This window comes from Pseudomonas mandelii, assembly GCF_900106065.1.
In the GTDB taxonomy this organism is placed as follows: Bacteria; Pseudomonadota; Gammaproteobacteria; order Pseudomonadales; family Pseudomonadaceae; genus Aquipseudomonas; species Aquipseudomonas mandelii.
In genome coordinates this window covers 5,637,242-5,655,451 of sequence record NZ_LT629796.1, presented here as the reverse complement: position 1 = coordinate 5,655,451, position 18,210 = coordinate 5,637,242, and the positions used below count along the sequence as shown (strand labels likewise).

General features: G+C 57.3%; 22 protein-coding genes. 12 read left to right on the top strand and 10 right to left on the bottom strand.

What is annotated here, in order from left to right; genetic code table 11:
• Nucleotides 1-79: 79 nt before the first annotated feature.
• The gene (gene hppD, locus BLU63_RS26310) at nucleotides 80-1,156 is read right to left on the bottom strand and encodes a 4-hydroxyphenylpyruvate dioxygenase (protein WP_010460695.1); all 1,077 of its coding nucleotides are present in this window, start codon (nucleotides 1,154-1,156) and stop codon (nucleotides 80-82) included.
• Nucleotides 1,157-1,405: 249 nt separating this feature from the next.
• Nucleotides 1,406-2,344: a DMT family transporter gene (locus BLU63_RS26305; RefSeq protein ID WP_083376638.1), complete on the bottom strand. Its 939-nt coding sequence runs from the start codon at nucleotides 2,342-2,344 to the stop codon at nucleotides 1,406-1,408.
• Between the two features lie 78 nt (nucleotides 2,345-2,422).
• Here BLU63_RS26305 and BLU63_RS26300 point away from each other — a divergent pair, with 78 nt between their 5' ends.
• The 3 genes from BLU63_RS26300 to BLU63_RS26290 all read left to right on the top strand — a co-directional run bounded on the left by BLU63_RS26300 (nucleotide 2,423) and on the right by BLU63_RS26290 (nucleotide 5,539).
• Nucleotides 2,423-3,295: a LysR family transcriptional regulator gene (locus tag BLU63_RS26300; protein WP_010460697.1), complete on the top strand. Its 873-nt coding sequence runs from the start codon at nucleotides 2,423-2,425 to the stop codon at nucleotides 3,293-3,295.
• 116 nt (nucleotides 3,296-3,411) lie between these two features.
• A complete protein-coding gene (locus BLU63_RS26295; protein ID WP_083376637.1) occupies nucleotides 3,412-4,944 on the top strand; it encodes an EAL domain-containing protein in 1,533 nt (510 codons plus the stop codon).
• 232 nt (nucleotides 4,945-5,176) lie between these two features.
• Nucleotides 5,177-5,539 carry a histone-like nucleoid-structuring protein, MvaT/MvaU family gene (locus BLU63_RS26290; RefSeq protein WP_077747869.1) on the top strand — a complete coding sequence of 121 codons (363 nt, stop codon included), beginning with the start codon at nucleotides 5,177-5,179 and terminating at the stop codon, nucleotides 5,537-5,539.
• A 176-nt stretch (nucleotides 5,540-5,715) separates the two neighbouring features.
• Here BLU63_RS26290 and BLU63_RS26285 read toward each other — a convergent pair whose 3' ends face one another.
• The gene (locus BLU63_RS26285; protein ID WP_077747746.1) at nucleotides 5,716-6,240 is read right to left on the bottom strand and encodes a DUF4946 domain-containing protein; all 525 of its coding nucleotides are present in this window, start codon (nucleotides 6,238-6,240) and stop codon (nucleotides 5,716-5,718) included.
• 145 nt (nucleotides 6,241-6,385) lie between these two features.
• Between BLU63_RS26285 and gloA the strand changes: the two genes are divergently transcribed.
• Nucleotides 6,386-6,907 (top strand): lactoylglutathione lyase, encoded by a 522-nt coding sequence (gene gloA, locus BLU63_RS26280; protein WP_010460703.1) that lies wholly within the window; start codon nucleotides 6,386-6,388, stop codon nucleotides 6,905-6,907.
• A gap of 131 nt (nucleotides 6,908-7,038) precedes the next feature.
• Here the strand turns inward: gloA and ahpF are convergent, their stop codons facing one another.
• The 3 genes from ahpF to BLU63_RS26265 form a co-directional block, all read right to left on the bottom strand.
• Complete coding sequence (gene ahpF / locus BLU63_RS26275; RefSeq protein ID WP_083376636.1) at nucleotides 7,039-8,601, bottom strand: alkyl hydroperoxide reductase subunit F; 1,563 nt, start codon at nucleotides 8,599-8,601, stop codon at nucleotides 7,039-7,041.
• 123 nt (nucleotides 8,602-8,724) lie between these two features.
• Nucleotides 8,725-9,288, bottom strand: coding sequence for an alkyl hydroperoxide reductase subunit C (gene ahpC, locus BLU63_RS26270; protein WP_010460707.1), 564 nt, complete (start codon nucleotides 9,286-9,288; stop codon nucleotides 8,725-8,727).
• 150 nt (nucleotides 9,289-9,438) lie between these two features.
• The gene (locus BLU63_RS26265; RefSeq protein ID WP_083376635.1) at nucleotides 9,439-10,377 is read right to left on the bottom strand and encodes a site-specific integrase; all 939 of its coding nucleotides are present in this window, start codon (nucleotides 10,375-10,377) and stop codon (nucleotides 9,439-9,441) included.
• A gap of 178 nt (nucleotides 10,378-10,555) precedes the next feature.
• On the opposite strand from BLU63_RS26265, the gene BLU63_RS26260 reads away from it, so the two are divergent.
• Nucleotides 10,556-11,575, top strand: coding sequence for a DNA-binding protein (locus BLU63_RS26260; RefSeq protein WP_083376634.1), 1,020 nt, complete (start codon nucleotides 10,556-10,558; stop codon nucleotides 11,573-11,575).
• On the opposite strand, the gene gorA is transcribed toward BLU63_RS26260, so the two are convergent.
• Nucleotides 11,572-12,930: a glutathione-disulfide reductase gene (gene gorA, locus BLU63_RS26255; protein WP_077747742.1), complete on the bottom strand. Its 1,359-nt coding sequence runs from the start codon at nucleotides 12,928-12,930 to the stop codon at nucleotides 11,572-11,574. The two genes, BLU63_RS26260 and gorA, sit on opposite strands and share 4 nt — an antisense overlap.
• A gap of 132 nt (nucleotides 12,931-13,062) precedes the next feature.
• A complete protein-coding gene (gene galU, locus BLU63_RS26250) occupies nucleotides 13,063-13,902 on the bottom strand; it encodes a UTP--glucose-1-phosphate uridylyltransferase GalU (protein ID WP_010460715.1) in 840 nt (279 codons plus the stop codon).
• A gap of 258 nt (nucleotides 13,903-14,160) precedes the next feature.
• On the opposite strand from galU, the gene BLU63_RS26245 reads away from it, so the two are divergent.
• Together BLU63_RS26245 and BLU63_RS26240 are read left to right on the top strand one after the other, a co-directional pair.
• Nucleotides 14,161-14,349 (top strand): hypothetical protein, encoded by a 189-nt coding sequence (locus BLU63_RS26245; protein ID WP_010460717.1) that lies wholly within the window; start codon nucleotides 14,161-14,163, stop codon nucleotides 14,347-14,349.
• Between the two features lie 139 nt (nucleotides 14,350-14,488).
• Nucleotides 14,489-14,770, top strand: a complete 282-nt coding sequence (locus tag BLU63_RS26240; protein ID WP_010460719.1) for a hypothetical protein — start codon at nucleotides 14,489-14,491, stop codon at nucleotides 14,768-14,770.
• An 11-nt stretch (nucleotides 14,771-14,781) separates the two neighbouring features.
• On the opposite strand, the gene BLU63_RS26235 is transcribed toward BLU63_RS26240, so the two are convergent.
• Nucleotides 14,782-15,012: a hypothetical protein gene (locus BLU63_RS26235; RefSeq protein WP_010460721.1), complete on the bottom strand. Its 231-nt coding sequence runs from the start codon at nucleotides 15,010-15,012 to the stop codon at nucleotides 14,782-14,784.
• Between the two features lie 72 nt (nucleotides 15,013-15,084).
• Complete coding sequence (locus BLU63_RS26230; RefSeq protein WP_083376633.1) at nucleotides 15,085-15,441, bottom strand: hypothetical protein; 357 nt, start codon at nucleotides 15,439-15,441, stop codon at nucleotides 15,085-15,087.
• Nucleotides 15,442-15,653: 212 nt separating this feature from the next.
• Between BLU63_RS26230 and BLU63_RS26225 the strand changes: the two genes are divergently transcribed.
• The 5 genes from BLU63_RS26225 (at nucleotide 15,654) to alkB (ending at nucleotide 18,177) form a co-directional block, all read left to right on the top strand.
• Nucleotides 15,654-15,956, top strand: coding sequence for a DUF1883 domain-containing protein (locus tag BLU63_RS26225; RefSeq protein ID WP_007946189.1), 303 nt, complete (start codon nucleotides 15,654-15,656; stop codon nucleotides 15,954-15,956).
• A gap of 29 nt (nucleotides 15,957-15,985) precedes the next feature.
• Nucleotides 15,986-16,162, top strand: coding sequence for a hypothetical protein (locus tag BLU63_RS32875; protein WP_010460725.1), 177 nt, complete (start codon nucleotides 15,986-15,988; stop codon nucleotides 16,160-16,162).
• Between the two features lie 137 nt (nucleotides 16,163-16,299).
• Nucleotides 16,300-16,806: a methylated-DNA--[protein]-cysteine S-methyltransferase gene (locus BLU63_RS26220; RefSeq protein WP_010460727.1), complete on the top strand. Its 507-nt coding sequence runs from the start codon at nucleotides 16,300-16,302 to the stop codon at nucleotides 16,804-16,806.
• Nucleotides 16,803-17,507 carry a 2OG-Fe(II) oxygenase gene (locus BLU63_RS26215; RefSeq protein WP_077747739.1) on the top strand — a complete coding sequence of 235 codons (705 nt, stop codon included), beginning with the start codon at nucleotides 16,803-16,805 and terminating at the stop codon, nucleotides 17,505-17,507. Before BLU63_RS26220 ends, BLU63_RS26215 begins: the two co-directional genes overlap by 4 nt.
• The gene (gene alkB / locus BLU63_RS26210; RefSeq protein WP_077747738.1) at nucleotides 17,497-18,177 is read left to right on the top strand and encodes a DNA oxidative demethylase AlkB; all 681 of its coding nucleotides are present in this window, start codon (nucleotides 17,497-17,499) and stop codon (nucleotides 18,175-18,177) included. The genes BLU63_RS26215 and alkB overlap by 11 nt, the downstream gene beginning before the upstream one ends.
• Nucleotides 18,178-18,210: the final 33 nt, after the last annotated feature.

The window sequence follows — 18,210 nt, the reverse complement described above, 5'->3', positions numbered from 1 at the left end:
CTGTCAGTCAACAATGATGTTGAATTTGACGACACTATCGCGAGCAGGCTCACTCCTGCAGTTTTAACGGTGAAGCGGCTTAATCGGTGGCGAGTACACCGCGGCGAACCTGATCACGTTCGATCGATTCGAACAGTGCCTTGAAGTTGCCTTCGCCGAAACCGTCGTCGCCTTTACGCTGGATGAATTCGAAGAACACCGGCCCCATCAGGGTTTCCGAGAAAATCTGCAGCAACAGACGCTTGTCGCCCGACTCGGACGAACCGTCCAGCAGGATCCCACGCGATTGCAGCTGATCGACCGGCTCACCGTGGTTCGGCAGGCGGCCTTCGAGCATTTCGTAGTAGGTTTCCGGTGGCGCGGTCATGAAGCGCATGCCGATGCTTTTCAGGTGATCCCAGGTCTTGATCAGGTCATCGCTGAGGAAGGCCACGTGCTGGATGCCCTCACCATTGAACTGCATCAGGAACTCTTCGATCTGCCCGGCGCCCTTGGACGATTCTTCGTTCAGCGGGATGCGGATCATGCCGTCCGGCGCGGTCATGGCCTTGGAGGTCAGGCCGGTGTATTCGCCCTTGATGTCGAAGTAACGGATCTCACGGAAGTTGAACAGCTTCTCGTAGAAGTTGGCCCAATACGCCATGCGACCGCGATACACGTTGTGGGTCAGGTGATCGATGATTTTCAGACCGGCGCCGACCGGGTTGCGGTCAACACCTTCGATGAACACGAAGTCGATGTCGTAGATCGAGCTGCCCTCACCAAAACGGTCGATCAGGTACAGCGGCGCGCCGCCAATGCCTTTGATCGCCGGCAGGTTCAGTTCCATCGGCCCGGTTTCGATGTGGATCGGCTGGGCGCCGATTTCCAGCGCGCGCTTGTAGGCCAGTTGCGAATCCTTGACGCGGAACGCCATGCCGCACACCGACGGGCCGTGCTCGGCCGCGAAGTACGAAGCAACGCTGTGCGGTTCGTTGTTGAGGATCAGGTTGATCTGGCCTTGGCGATACAGGTGCACGTCTTTGGAGCGGTGGGTCGCGACCTTGGTGAAGCCCATGATCTCGAAGATCGGCTCCAGGGTGTTCGGGGTCGGCGATGCGAACTCGATGAACTCAAAGCCCATCAGGCCCATTGGGTTTTCGTATAAATCTGCCATTTTGGCGCCTCATCATTTTTTAGAATTAACGGAACGTTAGTTGCTAAGAATGCTGAAGCCGGCGGGTGGCGCGCAGGAGATGCCCCGCACGCTGCGGGCGAGGAAGTCACCGTAGATCAATTGAAACCCAAAACTTTTCATTGTCGACCCAAGGCTGATGCGGGCGAGGCTTCTGCTGGCAGAAGACGATTATTATTGTATGCGTAACCCGATTCTACACAGCGTAAATAGGTTTGTCCGCCTTCTGTATCAAATCCCCTTTTTCCCTGCTCGCGCAAGGGGTTTGTTGCACAGGAAAATCCCCGCGAGAATCAGCCCGCCTCCCAGGCACATCGCCAGCGTCAACTGCTCGCCCAACAGTAACGCGCCGAGGATCACCGCCGTCAGCGGATTCAGGGCAATGAACACCCCCGAACGTGTCGCGCCGATTTGGCGAATGCCATCGTAATAGCCGATGTAGGCCAGCGCCGAGCCCAATACACCCAGGTACATCAGGCTCATCCATTGCTGCGGACCGAGGCTCATGAGCGCGCTGACACTCAGTTCACCCCGTATCGCACTTGCCACCCACAGCATCAGGGTGCCGAGCAGAATCGAATACGCCACCGTCTGCACCGGCCCCAGGGAGTGGTTCAGTTCTTTGGAGAACAGCGAGTAAATCCCCCAGCCGAGCACGCAGCCGAAAATCAGCAGGTCACCGATCCACGCGTCGGCGTTGTCGACCAGTAACTGCGGGTTGCGACTGACGATCACCAGGCTCGCCCCGGCGATACAGATCGCGATCCCGATAACCTTCGCCCGACTCAAGCGCTCCTTGAACAGCAGCCACGACGCCAGTCCGATCACGGCGGGATTCAGCACCACAATCAATGACGCTCGCGATGCATTGATGTAATGCAGTCCATAAAAGAAGCACAGGTTGTAGAAGAAAATGCCGAAGAACCCCAGCAGCGCCAGTTGCAGCCACTGCCCGGGGCTCGGCTTCGCCAGTGGTACGCGGGCCAGCAGCAAAAACAGCAGCAATACCACGCTGACCAGGAGGAATCTGAGGCTGGCGGCGAACAATGGGCTGAGGCTGTCCGCGAGAAACCGGCCAGCCACGAACGTCCCGCCCCAGATCATGGTGACGGCGGCGAGTTTCAAATAAACCGGCACATCCGATGAGGTTGTTTGCGCGTAAGCATTCATGAGGTGCAAGGACTTCAGTCAGGGAAGATGACGTATCATTTGACTAATGCATGATCATCGTAAAATGAGTAAAGACTCATGACCCTGACACAACTCGAGATTTTTTCGCTGGTCGCCGAACTGCGCGGGTTCACGGCGGCGGCCAATCGGCTGGGGATCTCCCAATCGGCGGTGTCGCATGCCTTGAAGTCGCTGGAACAGGAATTGGGTGTCGAGTTGTTCCGGCGCCACCAGTCCCAAGTCGAGCCGAGCGACATCGGTCTACAGCTCTTGTCGCGCGCCCGGGCCATGCTCGGGTTGGCCGACACCTTGCGCCAGGAAGCCGCCGACGCTCGCGGGATGAAGCGCGGCACCCTGCGCATCGGCTCGTTCGGCCCCACCTCATCGATCAAACTGCTGCCACAGATCCTGGCGCACTACCGCGCCGCTCACCCCGGTATCGAAGTGCACATCGACGAAGGTCCGGACCGGCAGATTATCCAGTGGCTGGAAGAACGACGAATCGATATCGGTTTCGTGGTGCTGCCCGAAGATCGCTTCGATACCTTCAGGCTGATCGAAGACCGGATGGTCGCGCTGTTGCCCTCCGATCACCCGCTGACCGGTCGCGACAGCCTGAGTTTGAGCGACTTGTGTCACGACCCGTTCGTGCTGACCGAAGCCGGGTCTTCGGAGCTGGTTTCACGGCTGTTCACGGCTGCCCGGCTGACACCGAACATCCGTTATCGCTGCTCGCAGCTGCTCAGCACCCTCGACACGGTAGGCCGAGGCGATGCCGTGACCGTGGTCGCCGAAGGTTCGTTGCCCGACGACAACGACAGCCGCTACGTGAAAAAACCGCTGTCTCCATCCGTCAATCGGCAGGTGGGCCTGGCAGTGCTCGACCAACGTCAATCGTCGCCCGCAACGCTGGCGTTTATCCAAATGGCTACAAACCTTGACTATCGTTGACCGGCATAAGTACCGACAGCCATCTATCATGCCCACTACCTGAACTCTTTTTTGGGAGGCGTGCCGTTGTCCTCCCTGCATTTGAGAGCCGTATCCCTTCGTCACAGGCTTTGTGAATGCCACTAAACGCCAAGACCCACAAACGCGGCAAACGAATGGCTGTGACCGTTTTGAGCGGGGTACTCCCGGTGCTGTTGGGGGTTGTCATTCTCTATATGCAGGCCGAGCGTGCGCTCAAGCAGAGCACCGAGCTGACGGCCGAAGAAGCCATCCGCCAATTCGAACTGATGCTCGACCGTAACGCCCAGGCGGCACGAGAACTGCTGCCGCTGGCCGGCCAAAACTGCAAAGACGTCAAATTGGCCCTGCGTGAACAGGTCACCCGCGGTCCATTCGTGCGCGCGACGAATCTGGTGTGGGACGACAGCATTTATTGCAGTTCTTTGTTCGGTGACTACCACGAAAAGCTCAGTGCCGGCGACTACTCCAAAGGCCGGTTGCTACTGATGAAAGGCAACCTGGTCACGCCTGACACTGCGATACTGGTGTATCGACTGGGCGAAGGAAAACAGGGAGCTTTAAGTACGCTGGACGGTTATCACCTGAGCAACGTGCTGCGCATGATTGGTCGCAAGACGATCCTGTTGCTGCAAGTCGGTCCCAACTGGTTATCCGCCGACGGCAAGGTTCACGATGTCGCCCTTCCCGTCCCGCCCGTAGCCGAGAGCAAACTGACGTCCACGCGTTATGGCTTTACGGTCGCAGCCGGTTTCCCCGAGGGTGAAACCTGGCGCTACATGAACAGCGAGTACCCACCGCTGTTCAGTTTGCTGATCTTCTTCGGCGTGGTCTCGGGCGCAATCGGACATGTCCTGCAAAAACGCTCGTCGTCCCCCAGCCATGAAATGCAGCGTGCGCTGGAGGCAGGTGAGTTTGTTCCGTACTTTCAGCCCGTGGTGCATGGCGATACTAAAACCTGGTCCGGCGCCGAAGTGTTGATGCGCTGGAATCACCCGAAGGAAGGCCTGGTACGCCCGGACCTGTTCATTCCTTTTGCCGAGCATTCCGGGTTGATCGTGCCAATGACCCGCTCGTTGATGCGGCACACCGCGGCGCTGTTGGCGCCTGCCGCTGCTTCGTTCGATGGGCCATTTCACATTGGCATCAACATCACCGCCAGTCATTGCAAGGACTTGGACCTGGTCGAAGACTGCCGGGAGTTTCTCAGTGCCTTCGCACCAGGGGCCATCCACCTGGTGCTGGAATTGACCGAGCGCGAACTGATCGAACCAACGGCCATTACGCACCAGCTGTTCGAGCAGCTTCGCACCTTGGGCGTAATGATCGCTATCGATGACTTTGGCACAGGTCACTCAAGCCTCGGTTATCTGCGTCAGTTCAATGTGGACTTTCTGAAAATCGATCAGAGTTTTGTCGCGATGATCGGCGTTGACGCGCTTTCCCGGCACATTCTGGACAGCATTATCGAATTGTCGGCCAAGCTTGATCTGGGCATCGTCGCCGAAGGCGTGGAAACCGAGGAGCAAAGTGACTATCTGGCCGCACACGGCGTGAACTTTCTGCAAGGTTATTTGTTCGGTCGACCGATGCCAGGAGCCGAATTCATTAATGCATTAAGGCACCATTAACCTGCGGTTTAAGCGACGATGCAACGAAGCAGCGCACCAAATTGAATCAAAAGACTACTGTAGTTACATGAAGAAAAAGACAGGATTTACTCTTGGCCAATTAACTACTACAATTTTTCATGCCTGCGCAAGATTGGCAGGTGAGCCACTATCACCGAGTCGCTTCAAGGCTCTTGGCTTATAGCTTTGTTTGCGGTTGGTATCAGCCAAACACACTATTGGAGTAATGAATTTGTCCAGACTCGCTGAATTTCGTGCCGCTGAGAAGGCCCTTCAAGAACAGCTCAAGCAGCTGGAATCGCTGAAGAATGATGCCGGGCTCAAGAAAGAAATCGAATTCGAAGAAAAGCTCCAGGGGCTGATGAAAACCTACGGCAAAAGCCTGCGCGACATCATCGCCATCCTCGATCCGAACCCGGCAAAATCCGGTCTGCAGGCAGCAGCCCCTAAAACCCGTCGCGCCCGTGTGGTCAAGGTTTATCACAACCCGCATACCGGTGAGCTGATTGAAACCAAGGGCGGCAACCACCGTGGCCTGAAAGCCTGGAAGGAACAATACGGTGCCGCCACCGTAGATTCCTGGCTGCGAGGCTAAGCGCTCGCGGTGATAAACAAGCCCTGCCAATGCAGGGCTTTTTTTATGGCCGGCCTCTCAATGCAACGAGGGGAGTCGTTCAACTCGCTACTTGCCGACTAAACTTTATGCTTAATCCGTTTGGGTATCTAAAGATTTCAGATCGCGCTGAAATCTGCAGTCACGCAAACCCGCAACTAAAGTTTCAAGCTGTTACGAGCCGCCGCAATTTCATCCTCACTTGCCTTATAAGCCTCAGCCTGCCCCGCGTAGGAAAGAACATAAGCCTTATCGGCATCCACCGCCGCGACCAATGTTTGCGACAGCACATGTCGACCATTCTGCGTAATCGTGCAGGTAGTTTCCAATCCCGATAAGCGGCTCAAGGTCGCCGGATGAATTTTGTTGCAGACACTTTGATAGCCGCCTTGAAAGAAGTCCTTCTGCACCGACTTGCGCATTTCCAGCAGCACACCCTCAAGATTGACCTGATGACCGCTTTCTACTTGAGTCATGGTCAATTCCATCACCATTACCGGCGTGCCGCCTTGGTCGACTTTCACCGCGCGCTGTCGGGAAACCCCTGGTTTGGCATCATCTTGCGGAACGGCTTCCACCTCCCAGCCCTTCGGCCAGGTCACCACCGGTGCATCCGCTTGAGCGCTGGCGACACCTGACAACAGGAAAATCAGGACCCACGTCGATTTACAGAATCGGATCATTGCAATGAGCACTCACGGATTGAACCGTAAAGTCTGAGCCTCACCCGTCCGTCAGGCAATAGCAGACTCTTAGCGTTTGGTGATGTCCCAGCCCTTGCGTATCATTGTCGCCATTCGTTAGCCCCACTTATTTTCCGGAGGGCCCATGAGCCTGCACGAATTGAACACTTTCCCCGGCGTGACCGCTCAACCTGACACCGCCACCCAGAAGTTCGTCTTCAACCACACCATGCTACGGGTCAAGGACATCACCAAGTCCCTGGATTTCTACACGCGCATCCTGGGTTTTTCGCTGGTGGAAAAACGCGACTTCCCGGAAGCCGAGTTCAGTCTGTATTTCCTGGCGCTGGTTGATAAAAACCAGATTCCGGCTGACGCCGCCGCCCGTACCGAATGGATGAAATCGATCCCTGGCATTCTCGAACTGACCCATAACCACGGCACCGAGAACGACGCGGATTTCGCCTACCACAACGGCAACACCGACCCGCGCGGCTTCGGCCATATCTGCATCTCCGTGCCGGACATCCGTGCGGCGTGCGAACGTTTCGAAGCGCTGGGCTGCGATTTCCAGAAACGCCTGAACGACGGGCGCATGAAGAGCCTGGCCTTTATCAAAGACCCGGATGCGTACTGGGTCGAGATCATCCAACCGGCACCGATGTAAAAAATTCGCTGCCAAGCTCTGCGTGGAATTCAGCCCGGTAGGCGTTACCACGCAGAGCTTGGGAACGATCAGTATCACGCACACAAAAACCCCATGATCGCTCATGGGGTTTTGTGTTTCAGCGTTGGTGTTTAAGCCGGCGCGGAGGTGCGGATCAGGTGATCGAATGCGCTCAGCGAAGCCTTGGCGCCCTCGCCCACTGCAATCACGATCTGCTTGTACGGCACGGTGGTGACGTCACCGGCAGCAAACACGCCCGGCATCGACGTTTCACCACGGGCATCGACGATGATCTCGCCGCGAGGCGACAGCTCGATGGTGCCTTTGAGCCAATCGGTGTTGGGAAGCAAACCGATCTGCACGAAGATCCCTTCCAGCTCTACGTTACGCAGCTCGTCAGACTGACGATCCTTGTAACGCAGGCCATTGACCTTCTGACCGTCGCCCAACACTTCAGTGGTTTGCGCACTGGTGATCACGGTGACGTTCGGCAGGCTGTGCAACTTGCGTTGCAAGACCGCGTCGGCGCGCAGTTGTACGTCAAACTCCAGCAACGTGACATGAGACACGATGCCCGCCAGATCGATGGCCGCTTCGACGCCGGAGTTACCGCCGCCAATCACCGCCACGCGCTTGCCTTTGAACAGCGGACCATCACAGTGCGGGCAGTACGCCACGCCTTTGTTGCGGTATTGCTGCTCGCCCGGGACGTTCATTTCACGCCACCGCGCACCGGTCGCGAGGATCACGGTCCTGGCTTTCAGGGTCGCGCCACTGGCGAAATGGACCTCGTGCAACTCACCGTTCTTGCCCGGCACCAGTTTATCGGCACGTTGCAGGTTCATGATGTCGACGTCGTATTGCTTGACGTGTTCTTCCAGCGCTACTGCCAGTTTCGGGCCTTCGGTTTCCTGCACGGAGATGAAGTTCTCGATGGCCATGGTGTCGAGCACCTGTCCACCAAAACGCTCAGCCGCCACACCGGTGCGAATGCCTTTACGAGCAGCGTAGATCGCTGCCGAAGCACCGGCCGGGCCACCGCCGACGACCAATACGTCAAAGGCTTCCTTGGCGCTGATTTTCTCGGCCTGGCGCTCGATGCCGCTGGTGTCGATCTTGGCGAGGATTTCTTCCAGGCCCATGCGGCCCTGGCCGAAGTTCACGCCGTTGAGGTAAATGCTTGGCACGGCCATGATCTGACGATCATCGACTTCGGCCTGGAACAACGCGCCGTCGATGGCGACGTGGCGGATGTTCGGGTTCAGTACCGCCATCAGGTTCAGCGCCTGGACCACGTCCGGGCAGTTCTGGCAGGACAGCGAAAAGTAGGTCTCGAAGCTGAAATCGCCTTTGAGCGAACGGATCTGTTCGATCACTTCAACACTGGCCTTCGAAGGGTGGCCGCCCACTTGCAGCAAGGCCAACACCAACGAAGTGAATTCATGGCCCATCGGGATGCCGGCAAAACGCAGGCTGATATCGGCACCCGGGCGATTGATCGAGAACGATGGCTTGCGTGCATCGTCACCGTTATCTAACAACGTAATCTGGCTGGAAAGACTGGCAACGTCTTTCAGGAGTTCGAGCATTTCCTGGGATTTCGCACCGTCGTCGAGGGAAGCAATGATCTCGATCGGCTGGGTGACCCGTTCCAGGTACGATTTCAACTGGGCTTTAAGATTGGCGTCCAACATACGGGCGATTTCCTTTTACTTGAGACGAAAAAAAACGCCCGAGCGAATCTCGCCCGGGCGTTTTTGAGGGCGGTTGCAGCTCACTGAGGTGCGGAAACCCGCCCTGATAGTGCTTTCACAGACTTAGATCTTGCCGACCAGGTCCAGGGACGGAGCCAGAGTGGCCTCGCCTTCTTTCCACTTGGCTGGGCAAACCTGGCCTGGGTGAGCAGCGACGTACTGGGCAGCCTTGATTTTGCGCAGCAGCTCGGAAGCGTCACGGCCAACGCCGCCATCGTTCAGTTCAACGATTTTGATCTGGCCTTCAGGGTTGATCACGAAGGTGCCACGGTCAGCCAGGCCAGCGTCTTCGATCAGCACGTCGAAGTTGCGGGAGATAGCGTGAGTCGGGTCGCCGATCATGGTGTACTGGATTTTGCCGATGGCTGGCGAAGTGTTGTGCCAGGCAGCGTGGGCAAAATGGGTGTCGGTGGAAACGCTGTAGATCTCGACGCCCAGTTTCTGGAACGCGTCGTAGTTGTCAGCCAGGTCTTCCAGTTCGGTCGGGCAAACGAAGGTGAAGTCGGCTGGGTAGAAGAACACGACAGACCACTTGCCTTTCAGGTCAGCGTCCGACACTTTTACGAAGTCGCCATTTTTGAAGGCGTCAGCTTTGAACGGTTTAACTTGGCTGTTGATGATAGGCATCGATGACTCTCCGTCAGGGTTGAAAAGTTTGGTTGAGAAGTTGATGGGGTGAATCCTACCCACTCGATCGCCGCCTGGCTCATTGGCAAAGCTCATGCTGCTGATTGGTTTTCGCTATTAGCGGACAGTATTAATAGAAGAAAACGGTATCTAGCTCACCAATGGCTTTTCAGCGACTCGGGCCATCCCGAGAAACGGGCTGACTTCAACATAGCGCATGGCTGACTTCACATCCTTCCAACCCACATAACTCATCAACGATTTCAGATCCCAACCACTCTGATGGGCCCAACTGGCAAAGCCGCGGCGCAGGGAATGGCTGGTGTAGTGGTCCGCCGAAATGCCGGCACGTTCCAAGGCCTGACGCAACAAAGGGATCACGCTGTTGGCGTGCAAGCCCTCCTCACTCAAGTGACCCCAGCGGTCGACTCCGCGAAACACCGGCCCGCGGACCAGCGCAGCTTCCGTGATCCATTGAATGTAGGCGTTCACTGGGCAGAGGCGCTGCAGGGCCGGGGTCTGGTAAGTCTTGCCGAGGTTCTCGCGATCACTCTTGCTGCGCGGCAGGTAGAGGGTGATGCCTGAACTGGCGATCGCCTGCACGTGTTCGATTTGTACGCGGCACAATTCATCACTGCGAAAGCCACGCCAGAAGCCCAGCAAGATCAGCGCGGTGTCACGTTTGGCGCGAAGCAATCCTGGCTGATCGTTTTGCGCCCTGGCGGTTTTGGCCTCCTGTTCCAGCCATGCCACCACTTGCTCCAAATGCTGAAGCTGCAATGGTTCGGCCTGTTTCTCCTGGGCCGGGTGCAGCGCCCGTATGCCCTTGAAGACCTTGCGCACCACCGGCGACTTGGTGGGGTCGGCGAATCCCTGGCTGTTATGCCACTGCGCCAGCGCTGACAAACGCAGCTTCAACGTATTGATCGACAGCACGCCCGCATGGGCCACCAGATAACGCGCCACGCTGTCGCTCGTCGCAGGCAGGAAACCACCCCAACTGACTTCGAAATGCTCGATGGCCGCCCGGTAGCTGCGACGCGTGTTGTCGCGGGTGGCGGCTTGCAGGTAGCGATCCAGATCGGTCATGGGCTTATCTCTCGAAAATGTACCGCTTTGGTGAAGTAAAACGTGTAACACGGCGTATCACGCGGGGTAATACCAGTATATCCCGCCTTAATAACTTACATTTTTTATCTTTTTGTTGATGATGGTACACTGCGTACTTTAGTGGCATGTACCACAGTACGAAATCGTAGGAGAAGAAATGGCTCGTGGCGGCGTAAACAAAGCAGTGGTGCAGGCGGCACGGTTGGCAATCCTTGCCCGTGGCGAAAACCCCAGCATCGATGCAGTACGGATCGAGATGGGCAATACCGGCTCAAAAACCACCATTCACCGCTATTTGAAGGAGCTGGACGACGGCAGCGAGCGCGCTGAAACGCCCTCTGAACCCATCGATGATGAGCTCGCAGGCTTGGTCGCGCGTCTGGCGCAGCGCCTCAAGGAGCAGGCGCAAGAGCCCATCGACCAGGCACGCACGCAGTTCGATCAGCAACGGAAGGAACTGGAAATCCAGCTGACTGAAGCCCGGCAAGCCAACACTGAACTGCACCAGCAATACGAAATTCAAAGCCTGGCCCTGACTCAAGAATCCGAAGCGCTGCACGAAACCCGCGCCATGCTGCAGACCGAGCAAACCCGCAACGCCGGATTGAACCAGGCACTGGCCGATTTCGATTTACGCTTGCAAGACAAGGATGTGCAGATCCGCTCACTGGAAGAAAAGCACCTGCACGCACGCGATGCACTGGAACACTACCGCAACGCCATCAAGGAACAGCGCGAGCAGGAACAGAGCCGCCACGAAGGCCAGTTGCAACAGATTCAGATGGAATTGCGCCAGGCCCAGCAAAGCGCATTGGTGCGTCAGGACGAAATCACTCAATTGCACCGCGACAACGAGCGCCTGCTCACTGAGAACCGTGGAACGCTACGCGAACTTGGGCTGCTACAGGAGCAACTCAAACACACCCACAGCCGCCAGGATCAACTGCTGGAGCAGGTCAACCGCATCGACAGTGAGCGCACCCTCCTCCAGGAACGCTTGCGTGCCGCGCTGTTGGAAAGTCAGTCGCTCAAGCAAAGCGTCGACGAGCAGTCGCAGATAAACAAAGCGCTGGAAATCGATTTGCTCAAGACTCAGGCGAGCCTCGACGAAAGCCTGCGCCTGGCCGCTGTCATTGCAACAGCGCCAGACGCATCAGAGAGTGAAAAGAGCGATTAACCGGCAACCGGCGTGCGCATGGTGACGAACTCTTCGGCGGCAGTAGGATGCACGCCGATGGTTTCGTCGAAATCGCGCTTGGTCGCACCAGCCTTCAAGGCAATCGCCAAGCCCTGAACGATCTCACCGGCATCCGGCCCGACCATGTGGCAACCCAAAACCTTGTCGGTCTTGGCATCGACCACCAGCTTCATCAGCGTGCGCTCCTGGCACTCGGTCAGGGTCAGCTTCATCGGCCGGAAACGGCTTTCGAAAATCTGCACCTCGTGGCCAGCTTCGCGCGCATCTTCCTCGCTCAAGCCGACAGTGCCAATGTTTGGCAGGCTGAACACGGCGGTCGGGATCATCTTGTAATCCACCGGACGATATTGCTCAGGCTTGAACAAGCGACGCGCCACGGCCATGCCTTCAGCCAACGCGACGGGGGTCAGCTGGACACGGCCGATCACATCGCCAAGCGCCAGAATCGACGGCTCCGCAGTCTGATACTGATCATCGACCGCGATGAAACCTTTCTTGTCGAGTTTGACGCCGGTATTTTCCAGTCCTAGGTTGTCGAGCATCGGCCGGCGACCGGTGGCGTAGAACACACAATCCGCTTCCAGCTCGCGACCATCCTTGAGCGTCACCTTCAGGCTGCCATCGGACTGTTTATCGATGCGCTCGATGTCGGCGTTGAATTGCAGGTTCAGGCCGCGCTTGGTCAGCTCCTCCTGCAAATGCTTGCGTACCGCACCGTCGAAGCCGCGCAGGAATAGCTCGCCGCGATACAACAACGTAGTGTCGGCGCCCAGCCCGTGGAAGATCCCGGCGAATTCGACAGCGATGTAACCGCCGCCCACCACCAGAACGCGCTTGGGCAACTCTTTGAGGAAGAACGCCTGGTTGGAACTGATCGCGTGTTCATGCCCCGGAATCTCCGGGATCTGCGGCCAGCCACCGGTCGCAATCAGGATGTTTTTAGCGGTGTGACGCTCGCCATTGATTTCGACGGTGTTCGGGTCGACGATCTTGGCGTGGCCTTCATGCAAGGTCACACCGCTGTTGACCAGCAAGTTGCGGTAAATGCCATTCAGGCGATTGATCTCGCGATCCTTGTTGGCGATCAGCGTCGCCCAGTCAAACTTCGCTTCACCCAACGTCCAGCCAAAGCCCGAAGACTGCTCGAAGTCTTCGGCGAAGTGCGCGCCGTAGACCAGCAATTTCTTCGGCACGCAGCCGACGTTCACGCACGTACCACCCAGGTAACGACTTTCAGCCACAGCCACTTTCGCGCCAAAACCGGCAGCGAAACGCGCAGCCCGTACACCGCCGGAACCGGCGCCAATTACATAAAGGTCAAAATCGTAGGCCATTTTCAATCTCCTCGGCAGGCAACCAGCATACCCGCAGACGTCCGTTGGGCAAGCGCTGCAAGTGATATCGGGGGGCGGCAAATGAAAAAGCCACCCGAAGGTGGCTTTTCAATACAAGCAGGTCAAGCGCTATCAGTAAGCCTTGCCAGTCTTGTAGAAGTTCTCGAAGCAGAAGTTGGTCGCGTCGATGTAACCTTCAGCGCCACCGCAGTCGAAACGCTTGCCTTTGAACTTGTAAGCCATGACGCAGCCGTTCTGGGCTTGCTTCATCAGGGCGTCGGTGATCTGGATTTCACCACCCTTGCCTGGCTCGGTTTGTTCGATCAGGTCGAAGATGTCCGGCGTCAGGATGTAACGACCGATGATCGCCAGGTTCGACGGTGCATCTTCAGGCTTTGGCTTCTCGACCATGCTGTGAACACGGTAGATGTCATCGCGGATCATCTCACCAGCAATCACGCCGTACTTGTGAGTTTCTTGCGGGTCGACTTCCTGGATGGCAACGATCGAGCAGCGGAACTGCTTGTACAGTTTGACCATCTGGGTCAGTACGCCGTCGCCTTCGAGGTTGACGCACAAATCATCCGCCAGCACCACGGCGAACGGTTCGTCGCCGATCAGTGGGCGACCGGTCAGAATCGCGTGGCCCAGGCCTTTCATTTCGGTCTGGCGGGTATAGGAGAACGAGCAGTTGTCGAGCAGCTTGCGGATACCGACCAGGTACTTCTCTTTGTCGGTGCCCTTGATCTGGTTTTCCAGCTCGTAGCTGATGTCGAAGTGGTCTTCCAGGGCGCGTTTGCCACGACCGGTGACGATGGAGATTTCAGTCAAACCAGCGTCCAGTGCTTCTTCGACGCCGTACTGGATCAGTGGCTTGTTTACCACCGGCAGCATTTCTTTGGGCATGGCTTTAGTCGCTGGCAGGAAGCGAGTACCGTAACCGGCTGCTGGGAACAAGCATTTCTTGATCATATAAGTCCTTGAAAGGGCTGTGTGTACGAGTTTCGGCGCAGTCTAATCAGGCGGCGTGCACCTTACAATGCCCCGCGCTGGCTAACCAATGCCATCATAGAGAAATATTCCCGCGGATAGTTCAATCCGCATTTTCACGCGGTCAAATCAGCGTAGCTCAAAGAGGCCGACAAACTCGACCACCATACGCTTATCGTCCCCCAATGCGAGCATTTGCCGGTATCATGGCGACTTTGAACCAGTGAACGAGACAGATAGATGACCGTAGCAAAAATCATCAACGGGTACACGGTCGACAAAGGAAAAGATGGCCAGTGGCACATTACCGCCGCCAATGGCGAAGATGTTTCCGGGCCGTTACCCAGCGAAGCGATGGCGGTTGAAGTGGCGTCGGTGCTCGACTACACCCCCCCCGCGCCGAAGCGACGCGGCAAGAGTCAGGACTGATATCCTGCAGCACTCGCAGAGCCCTGCCATTGAGCAGGGCTTTTTTGTGGCCAGGTACAAACAAGTGGCCATTCGCTATAACCTTTTGCTGCCTGCGCTGTCACAGGCTTAGCCCCATCATCCTGACGACGACAACGACATGACTAAATTTTTGCCCCTGATTGCAATCCTGGCCCTGAGCGGCTGCGCCACTTCCGAGAAAATGTACCTGAACAACGGAGAGCAAGGCCTGGCAATCGACTGCTCCGGCGAAGCCAACTCGTGGGCCACGTGCTATGAAAAAGCCGATGCCTCTTGCGCGGGGACCGGCTACCGGATCGTCGGCACCGACGGATCGCCTTCCACCAAGGAAAGCGACAAAACCCTGGGGGTCGATGTCGGCAACTTCAAGAACCGCAGTGTCGTGGTGGTCTGCAAGTAGGGCGCCCTGCCCTACATGTGAATTTCCGCAAATTTGATTCCGAGACCACGCACGGTCTCGATCAAATCGTCGAGACGAGCAAACGACTCGACCTCATCGTTATCATCCACCAGAAAATAGCTGCGCCCGGCACTCTTCTTGAAAAACACGATCCATTCCCCCGGGTTCGCGGGATTTTGAATGACGTGGGTGGCAGAGATCAGTCCCTCTGCATGGCGTTCCTGTACCTGCTCTCGCTTCATGCTCGACTCCAGAAAAGACAATGCCGCCAAAGCATGACTTTGACGGCATCGGTGTGAACGGTGGCTAGTCTATCAGCCGGAAATGCAGGCGTTGGCGGCTTTCTGCACGTCTTTAGGACGCACCGGCACATTGGACATACGCTCATGCAGCTTTATACCACTGCCACCCGAACGGTCTTCGATGTCGAACACGGCTGCCGGGGCCGATGAAAATTTCGCCGGCACGATGACGCGCATCCCGTCCTTGGTTGACTCCAGTTGCAGGGCGCCACGACTGTCGGCCAGTTTTTCGACCAGGCATTGCGCGTATTCATTGGGCTTTTTGCCTGAGATCACGTTCATGGTAGGCAACGTCTCATTAATCTCCGAGACATTCGCACAGCCACTCATCACCAATGCCAACGGCAAGGCCAACACACCCCACTTCATACAAAACCTCCGATAAAGACCCTCCGACAGCACAAATGCTGATTTTCTCCGAGGCTCGCTGCGTTTATCGCTCATAGAATTCCGAATAACTGTTTTTAATTGTCAAAGCGAACCTCGACGACCGGATAATAACCTGTTCGGGCTGATAAACTGCGCCAATCGCCCATGCTATCGTTTTGATTTTGTAGAAAAAGCCCTTCTGGAGGCGCCTCATGAAATTTATCCACCAGCGCGAGCACCTCAACGAAGACGACATCGTCGTCATCCAGTGCTCCCAAACATGCAACATCCGCTTGATGAACGACGCCAACTTCCGCAGCTTCAAGAACGGCGGCCGTCACACTTACCACGGCGGTGCGTTCGATACTTTCCCGGCCCGGATTACTGCACCGAGCACCGGTTTCTGGAACATCACCATCGATACGGTCAACCGCCGTCCGATCAGCGTGACCCGCAAACCGACCCTGACGCACTCGATCAAGATCATCCGTCGCTCCAGTACAAAACTGAGCTGAGTGACGCTCCCACACGAATAAAAGCAGGTATGACCGTGGCCCAAACGACCAAGTACGTCATCAAATACAAACTCAACGGCGAACGCCGCTTCGAATTTGCCCAGCTCGAAAAAGGCACTGAAGAAGAAGCCAAAGCTGCGCTGGACGCCATTCATGGTTCGAGCGACGACGTCATCAGCGACATTGCCGTCAGCAAGGCACTGTAACGCGACCCGGCACCCGGAGCGACAACATGGACGTCGTGCTCCGCGCCCGTCTTGAATTCGACCGCAAGCGCCGGAGTGTTCACTCCCTTGGCGCCCCCTAGACTGGCCACCTCGACCTTTGGTTAAGGAGTCAGAACATGTCTACCTCCCCGATTCGCTACATCAGCGGCACTTCCAGCCTAGGCGTCTTGTTGCTGGCGTTCAGCGCCGAGGGCCTGTGCGCGTTGCTGCTCGGTGAAGACTTGATCACGCTCGAACGCGATCTGGCGCGGCGTTTCCCTGGCCCGCCACCGCCGCAGCGCGATGAAGGTTTGATGCCGGCCCTGGAGCAAACCCTGCGCCACCTCGAAAACCCACACACCGCACTCGATCTCCCACTGCACCTGAGCGGCAGCGTATTTCAACGGCGAGTCTGGGAGGTCCTGCGGAAAATCCCCGTCGGTGAAACCGCCAGCTACCGTGATATCGCCCAGCGTCTGGGTCAGCCCAGCGCTTCCCGGGCGGTAGCGAATGCCTGTGGAGCCAACCCGGTGGCCGTTATCGTGCCTTGCCATCGGGTGCTGCGCCAGGACGGCAGCCTCGGCGGTTATCGCTGGGGAATGGAGCGCAAACGGCAGTTGCTGGATCGCGAGGCTCAGCGATGAGCGAGCAAACCTTCGATGCGCTGGACTGGGCAGCCCTGGGGCAACAAATCGATCAGGATGGCTGCGCTGTCATCAAGTCGCTGTTGAGTGCGCAGGCGTGCGATGACGTCAGTGCGCTCTATACCCAGTCAGCGCCCTTCCGCTCTCAAGTGATCATGGCGCGACACGGTTTTGGCCGTGGCGAGTACAAGTATTTCAACTACCCCTTGCCGGACACAGTCGCCCGCTTGCGCAGTGCGCTCTACCCTCGACTGGTGCCGATCGCCAACCGCTGGTATGAATGCATGGACTTGCCGTCCCGTTTCCCCGCAACCCACGAAGCGTTCCTGCAACGCTGCCATGCCGCCGGTCAGGAACGCCCGACTCCGTTATTGCTGCAATATGGCCCGCAGGACTACAACTGTTTGCACCAGGATCTGTACGGCGAACACGTGTTCCCGCTGCAGGTGGCGATTCTTCTGTCGGAACCGGACGAAGACTTTACCGGCGGCGAGTTTGTGCTAACCGAACAACGCCCGCGGATGCAGTCACGCCCGCAGGTGATCCGCCTGAAGAAAGGCGATGGTCTGATCTTTGCCGTGAGCCAGCGACCGGTCAAAGGCGTTCGCGGCTATTACCGAGTGACCATGCGTCACGGCGTGAGTCGCCTGCACAGCGGAAAACGGCATACCCTTGGAATCATCTTTCACGATGCGTTATGACCCCATGAGCCCGACCACTTTCGATCTTTTTGCCGATGCCGAACCCGAGCAGGAGCCCAGACGTGAGCAGATCGGTGAACAGTCCTTCGTCTTGCGCGGCTTTGCCCTGCCCCGGCTCGATCGATTGTTGCCAGCACTTGAAGCGGTTCTGGCGGCCGCTCCGTTTCGGCAGATGGTCACCCCCGGCGGCTTTACCATGTCGGTGGCCTTGAGCAGTTGCGGCACCTGGGGCTGGACCACCGACCGCAGCGGCTACCGGTATACGCGCAATGACCCACAGACCGGACGCCCCTGGCCCGAGATGCCTGACGTGTTTTTCGAACTGGCACAAGCGGCGGCACGGGAAGCGGGATTTGCCGGGTTTGTCCCTGACTCCTGCCTGATCAACCGCTATGTCCCCGGGGCCAGGATGTCATTGCACCAAGACAAGAACGAAGGTTCCTACGCCGCACCGATCGTGTCGGTGTCATTGGGATTGCCGGCAATGTTCCTGTTCGGCGGGTTTGAACGAAGCGATAAAAGCCAGCGTGTACCGTTGCTGCATGGCGATATCGTGGTCTGGGGTGGCGTCGATCGTTTGCGTTATCACGGCGTGCTGCCGATCAAGGACGGCCATCACCCGCGCCTGGGTGAACAACGGATCAACTTCACCTTTCGAACCGCCGGATGAAGCCCAAGAATTCAACCGCAAGACTCGGAGTGC